This is a genomic window from Rhodococcus sp. C26F (genome assembly GCF_053345925.1).
This window is the reverse complement of record NZ_JBKFBA010000006.1, coordinates 110646-117852: the sequence shown is the minus strand read 5'-3', so window position 1 is coordinate 117852 and position 7207 is coordinate 110646. Positions and strand designations below refer to the sequence as shown.

Here is a 7207-nt window from a genome sequence, read left to right as displayed (position 1 = left end):
GTCGCCTCGGCGGTGATCTACGAGTCGCGCACCGACGAGCCGGTCACCGTCGTCGGACCGACCGGCCCGATCCGGCACGCGCTGGCCGAGACCACCCGGATCTGCGACGGCTTGCGGGCCGACGAGATCCGGCACCGGCTGCCCCCGACCCGCGAACCGGATCTCGGTTTCGTCACCGCCGCCTACACCTGGGCGTCGACCGCGTCGCTGACCGAGGCGCTCGTCGCCGCGGAGGCCGCCGGCAAGGAACTCTCACCCGGGGATTTCGTGCGGTGGTGCCGGCAGCTGATCGATCTGCTCGACCAGATCCGCACCTGCGCGGACGATCCGGAACTCGCCCGCACCGCCGGCAAGGCGGTCGGGGCGGTGCGTCGCGGGGTCGTCGCCGTCGATCCCACCGCCGAATGACCCGGCCCCTGCGGGGTGTCCGGGACGCCCGGTAGGCGTGGATGCCCGCGCGGCGGGTGGACGCTACCGTATGGGCACACAACGGGAAGGGTGAGTGGAGACGACGATGACCGGGCCGAACGAACCGCAGGACTCGCCGGGGCAGAGGCCGCCGGAATCCACGGATCCATGGGCACCCAACCCGACCTCCGGGGGCGGTGAGCAGCCCGGATCACCGTGGGCGCCGCCCGCAGGCCAGCAGCAGCAGCAGTGGGGGCAGGGCAGTGGCACCGGCTGGGGGCAGTCGCCCGCCGGGCAGTCGCCGTGGCAACCCGACACCGGTGCGGGCGGGAACGCTCCGCAGCCCGGGTGGGTGCCGCCCGCCGGGCAACCGAATCCCGCACAGCCCGGTCCCGGGCAACAGAATCCGTGGGGTGCGCCGACCGGTGCACCGCAACAGGGCTGGGGTCCGGCCCCACAGCCACCCGCCCCCGGCTGGGGGCAGCAGGCACCCGGTCAACAGGCACCAGGACAGGCACCGGGCTGGGGTCAGCAACCGGGCGCACAGCAGCCGTGGGGCGCGCCCGGTCAGCAACCGACACAGCCCGTCCCCGGGTGGGGTGGGCAGCAGCCCGCCGGGGCGCAGCCCTGGGGAGCGCCCGCGAACACCTGGCAGCAGCCCGGCGGCGCGCCTCAGCAGAACGGCAAGTCGAAGCTGCCGTGGATCCTCGGCGGCGTCGGGCTCGTCGTGGTGCTCGCCATCGTCGGGATCCTCGCCGCGACGATGTTCGGCGGGAAGGTCCTCGACACCGAGTCCACCCAGGCGGGCATCGCGAAGGTGCTCACCGAGTCCTACGGGGCCGGGCAGGTCGGCGACGTGCAGTGCCCGAGCGATCAGAAGGTCGAGGTCGGGCACAGCTTCACGTGCGAGGTCACCGTGGACGGCCAGTTCCGGGAGGTGACCGTCACCGTCACCGACGACAACGGCACCTACGAGGTCGGCCGCCCCAACTGACCGGGACCGGTCAGCGGTCGGCCAGGGCCGCGACCAGCGCGGACACCGGCCGTTCCAGACCCCACCGCTGCGCCAGCGCGGTGAGCTGCTCCGGAGCGGCCGGTGCCGCCGGCAACACGTCCGAGCGGGACAGGTCCACGTCCGCATCGGTGGCGACCCGCACCACCGGCAGCGCCGCATCCAGATAGTCCGCCGCAGCGGCGAGTTTGACCCGCATGCCCTTCGACAGCGACGACGACTCGTCGACCGCGGCCGCGCGCACCGCGTCGAGGGAGCCGTACTGCTGCAGCAACGACGCGGCGGTCTTCTCCCCGACCCCCTTGACGCCCGGGAGTCCGTCCGACGGGTCGCCGCGCAGCACCGCGAGTTCGGCGTAGGCGGCGCCGGCCCGCTCGGCGGGCACCCCGTAGCGTTCGGCGACCAACGCCGGATCGAACAACTCGGCCTTGGCCAATCCGCGCCCGGCGTAGAGCACCCGCACCGGCACCGGGCTGTCGGTGACGACCTGCAGCAGGTCGCGGTCGCCGCTGACCACGATCACCCGGTCGGTGGTTTCGCGGGCGGCGAGGGTGCCGAGCACGTCGTCGGCCTCGAATCCGGCCGCGCCGCCGGTGGCGATGCCGGCGGCGGCGAGCACCTCGAGGATCACCGGCACCTGCGGCAGCAGCGCGGGCGGGACCTCCTCGACGGTGCCGTCGGACCCGGCGGCGACCCGGTGCGCCTTGTAGCTGGGGATCGCCGCGACCCGGAAGGCGGGGCGCCAGTCCAGATCCAGGCACACCACCAGCCGGGTGGGACGGTGGGTGCGGATCAGTGACGCCACCATGTCCACGAAGCCGCGCACCGCGTTGACCGGGCTGCCGTCGGGGGCGGTGACCTTCTCCGGGATGGCGTGGAAGGCGCGGAACCACAGGCTCGCGCCGTCGAGCAGCATCAACGTGGGGCCCGGTGCGGGCGTGGGGTTCTCCGGTGCGGTCACGGACCACATCCTGCCATCCGGCCGCGGCCACTAGGCTCGAAGGCATGACCCTTGCCGCCACCCGATTCCCCGCCGACCGTTACGCGGCCCGCCTGGCCCGCGCCGCCGAACTCGGTGCCGCCGCCGGCTTCGACGCGCTGCTCATCACCCCCGGACCGGACCTGCGGTATTTCACCGGCTCCCGCGCCGAGTCGTTCGAGCGCCTGACCTGCCTGGTGATCCCCACCGACGGCTCCGGCGCCACCGTGGTGGTGCCGCGGCTGGAGTTGGCGTCGCTGAACGACTCCGCGATCGGTGAGCTCGGTCTGCCGGTGCGGGACTGGGTGGACGGTCAGGATCCCTACGCGCTCGTGCGTGAATTCGTCGCGACGGCGGGGGCGTTCGCGGTGGCCGAGGCGATGCCGGCGCTGCACCTGGTGCCGCTGACCGCCCGGTTCGGCAGCGCCCCGGCGCTCGCGACGTCGGTGATCCGGCAGCTGCGGATGGTCAAGGACGCCGACGAGGTCGAGGCGTTGCGCCGCGCCGGTGCCGCCATCGACCGGGTGCACGCCCGCATGGGTGAATGGTTGCGCGCGGGACGCACCGAAGCCGAGGTGGCCGCGGACATCACCGCCGCGATCCTCGAAGAGGGACACACCGCGGCGGCGTTCGTCATCGTCGGTTCCGGCCCGCACGGCGCCGACCCGCACCACGAGGTGTCCGAGCGGGTCATCGAATCCGGCGACATCGTCGTCATCGACATCGGTGGTCCCGTCGAACCGGGCTACTACTCGGATTCGACCCGCACCTACAGCATCGGCGAACCGGACCCGGAGATCGCGACGAAGATTGCGGTGCTCGAGAAGGCACAACAGACCGCAGTGGATGCGGTGCGTCCCGGGGTGCGCGCCGAGGACGTCGACGCCGCCGCCCGTAACCTGCTCGCCGCCGCCGGCTACGGGGAGGCGTTCGTGCACCGCACCGGGCACGGCATCGGCCTGTCGGTGCACGAGGAGCCGTACATCGTCTCCGGCAACGACGACACCCTGCAGCCCGGCATGGCGTTCAGCATCGAACCGGGCATCTACTTCCGCGGCGAGTGGGGTGCGCGGATCGAGGACATCGTCGTCGTCACCGAGGACGGCTGCGAGTCGATGAATCTGCGCCCGCACGGATTGACTGTGCTGCCGGGCTGAGACCCGCCACCGCACCCCCGGGCTCGACCCGGGACACTGGCCGCATGAACCACACCGCGCAGGGAACCGTCGTCATCTTCGGGGGTCGCAGCGAGATCGGCGTCGAGGTCGCCACCCGACTCGCCCCGGGCCGCACCGTGATCCTGGCCGCGCGTCGCGCCGACGACCTGGCCGGCGAGTGCGCCGCCGTGCGGGCGGCGGGCGCGACGGCGGTGCAGACGGTCGAGTTCGACGCTGACGCCCTCGACACCCATCCGGCGGTGCTCGACCGCATCGCCGCCTTCGGGCCGATCGATGTGGCGGTGCTGGCCTTCGGCATCCTCGGCGACCAGGCGCGCGCGGAAACCGATGCGGCCCATGCCGTGTCGATCGTGCACACCGACTATCTGGCGCAGGTCGCGTTGCTCACCGAGCTGGCGCAGCGGCTGCGCGCCCAGGGCTCGGGGCGGCTGGTGGTGTTCTCCTCGGTCGCCGGATGGCGGGTGCGTCGCGCCAACTACGTCTACGGCTCCGCGAAGGCCGGCCTCGACGGCTTCGCGTCCGGTCTGGCGGATGCCCTGCACGGCAGCGGCATCGCGCTGCTGCTGGTGCGCCCCGGTTTCGTGGTCGGCCGGATGACGGAGGGGATGAACCCGGCACCGTTGTCGAGCACCCCACCGCAGGTCGCCGAGGCGACGGTGCGGGCGCTGCACCGCGGGCGCGGGGAGGTGTGGGTGCCGGCGGTGCTGCGGCCGGTGTTCTTCGGGATGCGCCTGTTGCCGCGCGTGCTCTGGCGGCGGCTGCCGCGATAACCGCCGGGGTATATCGGCGACGCCCGTCAGACCCGGGCCGGTGCCCTCGGGCGGTAGCAGTCGAGGTGTCGGGTACATCCGTTTCCACGCCCACGAAAAGCGGGCCTCGAGTCCATCCCCTGCCGACGGTCACCTGCAACACCGGCGGGGGAACGACCCATCTGGTTGTCCGACGTCGTCGACCGGCAGTCGATCACTGACGCGGCTCGAAGAAGCGCGGCAGGTCCGGGAGGACGATCAGGGGGACCACTATCGCCGGCACAGCGGTGTAGACGCTCGCGTCGCGGAGGGGGAATGGAGCGAGTTCACAAATCACTGTGCCGGGCAGCTTGTGCGTGCGCCAGCACAGCGATGTCACCCATTGTCCCGTAATGGATTTTGCGACGTCGTGTCAACTTCCATCCGTTGTCGGTTCGGGCCCACGAGTCGTGGTAGTCGGCGAGTGTGCGGAAGTACTGTCCCTCGAGGTCGCCGGTGCCGAGGTGCATGTCCGCCACGTACGCACGACTTGTTGCCGTGTCCCCCGTCACGTCGATGAGGACGTTGCCGATCATGTGTTGGGTGGGTCCACACTCGTCGATGAAGGACCGCAGCAGAGCAACGATCTCTGCGCGGGACGCGAGCGGTCCCTTACCGAGTTCTGCGGTCGCATCCGGCGCTGTGAGGTCTTCGATCTCTGCCCAGTTCCGTTCGTCCATCGCTCGGGCGATCCGAATTATGTTCCGGTAGATTTCTCGTTCGTCCCTGCTGTCGGTGTACACAGGAGTTCCCTTCCCATGTGAGTGTTCGTGTGTGCTCGCCGCATGTCCCCTCCGAGCCTAAACAGAACGCAGTAGGCCGGGTGCATGCCTCTCGATGAGCGAGAAGGTGTGTGTAGCGAGCCCGCGATAGTGCCTGGATCACCGCGTGGAACACGAACCCGAAACCGTTCGTGTGGACCGAAACGGCGGACGAGACTTCCGGCAGTCGCGCGCCCACGGTGGGTGAGGGATCAGCGGCGGCGGGATTCGAGCAGCCGCAACCAGATTTCGCTGATGGTGGGGTAGGACGGCACCGCATGCCACAGCGCATCCAGCGGCACCTTCCCGACCAGGGCGATGGTGGCGGCGTGGACGAGTTCGGCGACCTCCTGGCCGACGAAGGTGGCGCCGACGAGGGTGTCGGTGGCGCGGTCGACGACGAGCGCGGCATGCCCGGCGTAGTCGTCGCGGGCCAGCGCGGCGCCGGCGACATCGAGGTCGGCCTCGAGGACCTCGACATCGAATCCGTCGGCGCGGGCCTGGTCGGCGGTGCGGCCGACCGCGGCGATCTCCGGGACGGTGAAGATCACCTGCGGGATCTGCCCGTGGTCGGCGCTCGCCCGGAACCGGGGTCCGTCGGTGGGGCGGTTCTCGGCGCGGGCAGCGATGATGTCCCCGCACACCCGCGCCTGGTATTTGCCCATGTGGGTCAGCGCGGCGCGACCGGCGATGTCCCCGACCGCGTAGAGCCACTGCCCGCCCACCCCGTCGACGGTCAGGTCGTCGGCGACCGTCACCTTCCCGTCGGTCAGGCCGACGCTGTCGAGACCGAGTCCGTCCACGGTGGGGTGGCGGCCGGCGGCGACGACGATCTCGTCGACCTCGAGGGTGCTGCCGTCGGACAGTTCGACGGTGGCGGGGCCGCCGTGGATGCAGCCGACGCCGGTGTCCTTCACATCGGGGCGCTGCACGGAGCGGATTTCGGTGCCGTAGCGCACGTCCACGCCCTTGTGGGCCATGCGGGTGGCGACGCGTTCGGCGGCGAACGGCTCCACACGCGGCAACAGGCGGTCGCCGCGCACCGCGAGGGTGAGTTCCTCGACGCCGAGTTGCCGCAACCAGGTGGCGGTTTCGCAGGCGACGACACCGCCGCCGACGACCAGCACCCGGCGAGGGATCTCGAGCAGGTTCGTCGCATCCCGGGAGGTCCACGGCAGCGCGTCGCGCAGCCCGGGCAGGTCCGGGATCGAGGGCAGCGTGCCGGTGGCAAGGACCACGGCGTGCCGGGCCTGCAGGCGACGTTCTCTCTCGCTGCCGGTGACGGTGACGGTGCGTTCGCCGTCGAGGCGGCCGTGGCCGCGCACGACGTCGATGCCCGCGCCCTTCGCCCAGTCCACCTGGGAGCTGTCGTCGCGGTTGTGGGTGAAGCTGTCGCGGCGGACCAGCACCGCCGGTACCTCGACGCCGTGGGCGCTGATCTTGTCGGCGACGCCGGGCATGTTGCGGGCGGTGGCGAGCACCTGGGTGGGGCGCAGCAGAGCTTTGCTGGGCATGCAGGCCCAGTAGGAACACTCGCCGCCGACGAGTTCGTGCTCGACGAGCACGGCGGTGCGGTCGCTGCCGGCGATGGCGTACTGGGCGGCGTTCTCTCCGGCCGGGCCCGCGCCGAGGACGATCACGTCATAGCTGTCGGATTCCGCTGTCGGACCGCTCATCCGTCCACGATAGGCGCGGCCGAACCGTCGGCGGGCCGGATCGGCGGCGACGGTCCGGTTCGCGAAGTCCGCCCGTTCGTGCAGGTCGGGGACGGATCAGCGCAGGTGCGGGGAGTCGGCGTCGAAGATCAACCCCATGGGGGCGAGCACCCGCACCACCTGCTCGGCGGTCCACTCGTCGAGATCGCACAGCAGCACCGACCGCCACGGGGTGACGATCACCGGACGTTCGACGGCGGCAAGGAATTCCGCCAGGCGTGCGGGGAGGATCCCGCCGGGCAGCCCGCCGGCGAGGGTGACGGCCCCGTCGGGCTGGTCGAGCCACCCGATCGGAGGCCGCGGCTGCTCCGGTACCGGTTCCGGGTCGCCGGTGGGGTCGTTCGGCGGGGTGAGCAGCGCCTCGGC

The 7207-nt window shown here is 71.7% G+C and carries 6 protein-coding genes and 2 pseudogenes; 4 read left to right on the top strand and 4 right to left on the bottom strand.

The features are described from left to right. Together ACLBYD_RS10170 and ACLBYD_RS10165 are read left to right on the top strand one after the other, a co-directional pair. A pseudogene (locus ACLBYD_RS10170) lies at positions 1 to 408 on the top strand (DEAD/DEAH box helicase); the annotation flags it as partial. Positions 409 to 514: 106 nt separating this feature from the next. Further along, complete coding sequence (locus ACLBYD_RS10165) at positions 515 to 1402, top strand: DUF4333 domain-containing protein (RefSeq protein WP_447816329.1); 888 nt, start codon at positions 515 to 517, stop codon at positions 1400 to 1402. 10 nt (positions 1403 to 1412) lie between these two features. Here ACLBYD_RS10165 and ACLBYD_RS10160 read toward each other — a convergent pair whose 3' ends face one another. Beyond that, the gene (locus ACLBYD_RS10160; RefSeq protein ID WP_447816328.1) at positions 1413 to 2390 is read right to left on the bottom strand and encodes a 5'-3' exonuclease; all 978 of its coding nucleotides are present in this window, start codon (positions 2388 to 2390) and stop codon (positions 1413 to 1415) included. A gap of 35 nt (positions 2391 to 2425) precedes the next feature. On the opposite strand from ACLBYD_RS10160, the gene ACLBYD_RS10155 reads away from it, so the two are divergent. Both ACLBYD_RS10155 and ACLBYD_RS10150 read left to right on the top strand, forming a co-directional pair. Further along, positions 2426 to 3556, top strand: a complete 1131-nt coding sequence (locus tag ACLBYD_RS10155; protein WP_447816327.1) for a M24 family metallopeptidase — start codon at positions 2426 to 2428, stop codon at positions 3554 to 3556. Between the two features lie 44 nt (positions 3557 to 3600). Beyond that, complete coding sequence (locus ACLBYD_RS10150) at positions 3601 to 4347, top strand: SDR family NAD(P)-dependent oxidoreductase (protein ID WP_447816326.1); 747 nt, start codon at positions 3601 to 3603, stop codon at positions 4345 to 4347. 305 nt (positions 4348 to 4652) lie between these two features. Here the strand turns inward: ACLBYD_RS10150 and ACLBYD_RS10145 are convergent, their stop codons facing one another. From ACLBYD_RS10145 to ACLBYD_RS10135, 3 genes and pseudogenes are all read right to left on the bottom strand, one after another. Then, entirely contained in the window at positions 4653 to 5108 is a 456-nt protein-coding gene (locus tag ACLBYD_RS10145; protein ID WP_447816325.1) for a nuclear transport factor 2 family protein, read from the bottom strand. Positions 5109 to 5338: 230 nt separating this feature from the next. Continuing rightward, on the bottom strand, positions 5339 to 6802 hold the full coding sequence (locus ACLBYD_RS10140) for a dihydrolipoyl dehydrogenase family protein (protein ID WP_447816324.1): 1464 nt from the start codon (positions 6800 to 6802) through the stop codon (positions 5339 to 5341). A 96-nt stretch (positions 6803 to 6898) separates the two neighbouring features. Continuing rightward, a pseudogene (locus ACLBYD_RS10135) lies at positions 6899 to 7207 on the bottom strand (precorrin-3B synthase); the annotation flags it as partial.